The following is a 2,911-nucleotide window of genomic DNA, read 5'->3' on the forward strand; positions in this document are numbered from 1 at the left end:
GCCCTGTCGGCCGCCCCGCCCCGCTTCACCTCGACGATGGCGACGCCCGCGGGCCGGTAGCCGGAGTCGACGACCGTACGCCCGGTCACGCCCAGCGCCGCCCGCCCGGAGTCGGTCACCTTGCCGCTCTTGATGATCTGGTCCGCGACCGTCCGCACCATCGAGACCGGGATGGCGAAGCCGATGCCGGGGGCCGCGCTGCCGCCCATGTCCGGGTCGGTCGCCGCCAGCGTCGGGATGCCGATGACCTCGCTGTCCAGGTTGACCAGCGCGCCGCCGCTGTTGCCGGGGTTGATCGCCGCCGACGTCTGCACCATGTTGCCGATGGTGGCGCCGGTCCCGCCGCCCGCCCGGCTCTCGGTGACCGTGCGGCCGGTCGCCGAGACGATGCCCTGGGTGACGCTGCTGGACAGCCCCAGCGGTGAGCCCATGGCCAGCACGATCTGGCCCATCTCCACCTTCGCGGAGTCGCCGAACCTGGCCGGCCTGAGCCCCTTCGGCACCGAGTCCAGCTTGATCACGGCGAGGTCCTGCTCGGGATAGGCCGCCACCAGCCTGGCCCCGATCGCGCCGCCGCCGGTGGCGGTGGACACCTTGAAGACGTTCTCGCCGCCCACCACATGGGCGTTGGTGACGATGTGCCCCTGGGTGTCGTAGACGACGCCGGAGCCCAGGCTGTTGGCCGCGTCGATCTGGACGACCGACGACAGTACGTCCTTGATCACCCTCTCGTAGTCGGCCTGGAGGCCGCCGCCGTCCGCCCTGCGCGGCGCCTCGGCCTTCCTCGGCGCGGCCACGTCGGCCCGCGCCGGGGAGGAGTGCGCACCACCGGAGCCGGCGCCTGAGCAGCCGGCCAGCAGGGCGGCCGTGGCGAGGGCCGCCGTCAGGGGGAGCAGCAGCCGGCGAACCCGGCCGCGGGTCACGGATGCATCCATGTTCCGCAGTATCGCCGCGGCCCCGGACGCAGGCCTCCCGCAACGGTCCGAACAGGTCGGGACGGCCCGATCGGCGGACTGGCCGTCGCCGGGAACACGCGTCACGCCACGAACACGGATCAGCCCACGAACACGGATCAGGCCGTCGCCAGGAACTGGGTCGCCGCCAGCTCCCCGTACAGCGGGTCCTGGGCCACCAGCTCGGCGTGGGTGCCCACCGCCCGTACCTTCCCCGCCTCCATGACCACGATCCGGTCCGCCAGCGTCACCGTGGACAGCCGGTGCGCCACCACCAGGACCGTGGTCCGCCGCGCGGCCTCCGCCACCACGTCCCGCAGCGCCAGCTCGTTGACCGCGTCCAGCTGCGAGGTCGCCTCGTCCAGGAGCAGCAGCCGCGGCCGGCGCAGCAGCGCCCGCGCGATCGCCACTCTCTGCCGCTCCCCGCCCGACAACTTGGATCCCCGGTGCCCGACCACCGTGTCCAGACCGTCCGGCAGCCGCTCCACCAACGCGTCCAGCTTGGCGCGTACGAGGACGTCCGCGATGTCGGCGTCCGTGGCGTCCGGGGCGCCGAAGACGAGGTTCTCGCGGACGGTCCCGGCCAGCACGGGGGAGTCCTGCTCGACGTAGCCGATGGCGGCGCGCAGTTCGGCCAGCGGCCAGTCGTGCACGTCCCTGCCGTCGATCAGGATCCGGCCGCCGGTCGCCTCGTAGAACCGCTCGATCAGCGCGAAGACGGTCGTCTTGCCCGCGCCCGAGGGCCCCACGAAGGCGGTCATCCCGGCGCCGGGCACCTCGAAGGAGACACCGTGGTGGACGTACGGGAGGTCGTCGCGGTAGCGGAAGGTCACCTCGTCGAAGACCACCGGGGCGGGCCCGGTGGCGGGCACGGCGGCGGCCGGCGCCGTGGACTCCTCGGTCTCCAGGCGCTCGGCCTCCTCGATCCGGGCGATCGCGGCCGAACCCACCTGGTACTGCGTGGCGGCCTGCACCAGCCGGGAGACCGGGTCGATCAGATAGAACAGGAACAGCAGGAACGCCACCAGCGTCGACACCGAGATCGCCCCCGAGGCGACCCGGGCACCGCCGATGCCGAGCACCGACAGGAACGACACCTGCACCGCGAGGCCGACCGAGGTCCCGGCCACCGACTGCCACTTGGCCGAGCGCACCCCGTACCGCCAGGCCTCCTCGGCGGCGGCGTCCACGACCGCCGTCTCGCGCTCCTCGGCGCCGGAGGCCTTGACCGTGCGGAACGCGCCGAACGCCCGCTCCAGGACGGTGGATATCTCGGCCACCGACTCCTGGGCCCGCGCGGTCGCCCGGGCGATCTGCGGCATCACCAGGGCCACCGCCGAGCCGATCAGGACGATCACGCCGAGCGTCACGCCGAGCAGCACGGCGTCCATGTACGCCATCATCGCGATCGTCGCGAGGAAGGTGAGGCCGCCGGTGGCCGCCGAGACCACGGACTGGGTGGTGACGGCCCGCAGCAGGGTGGTGTCGGAGGTCACCCGGGACATCAGGTCGCCCGGGGGCAGCCGCTCGACCTCGGGCAGCCTCAGCCGCAGCAGCCGGCCGATGAGGGAGCGCCGGGCGGCGAGGACGACGGACTCGGCGGTGCGCTCCAGGACGTACGCCCCGCACGACTCGACGACCGTGCCCAGCACCACGAGCGCGGTGAGCAGGACGAGCACGCCCGCGATCGGCTCGTCCCCGCCGAGCCGGTCCACCAGGGCCTTGGCGGCGAGCGGCTGGGCGAGCCCGGTGGCGGACCCGGCGAGGGTCAGCAGCGCGCCGAGGGCGACGGTGGCGCGGTGCGGCCGGAAGTGGCGGTAGAGGGCCCGCCAGGTGTCCCGGGCGGGCAGTTTGGAGCGGGAGTCGTCAGAGGTCACGTAGGGAGGACGTGAAAAGGGCCGGACTCACCTGACACCGGGGGCCGGCGATCCGGGCCCCCGCCCCTGCCCAACTACCCC

The 2,911-nt window shown here is 73.7% G+C and carries 2 protein-coding genes; both read right to left on the minus strand.

What is annotated here, in order from left to right:
* Positions 1-935 (minus strand): S1C family serine protease (locus ACJA3G_RS34285; protein WP_406556937.1); only part of this gene is annotated, 935 nt, incomplete at its 3' end.
* A gap of 137 nt (positions 936-1,072) precedes the next feature.
* A complete protein-coding gene (locus ACJA3G_RS34290) occupies positions 1,073-2,830 on the minus strand; it encodes an ABC transporter ATP-binding protein (RefSeq protein WP_406556938.1) in 1,758 nt (585 codons plus the stop codon).
* Between the last annotated feature and the right edge of the window lie 81 nt (positions 2,831-2,911).

Origin of the sequence: Streptomyces sp. YS-3 (assembly GCF_045257485.1) — a bacterium.
In the GTDB taxonomy this organism is placed as follows: domain Bacteria; phylum Actinomycetota; class Actinomycetes; order Streptomycetales; family Streptomycetaceae; genus Streptomyces.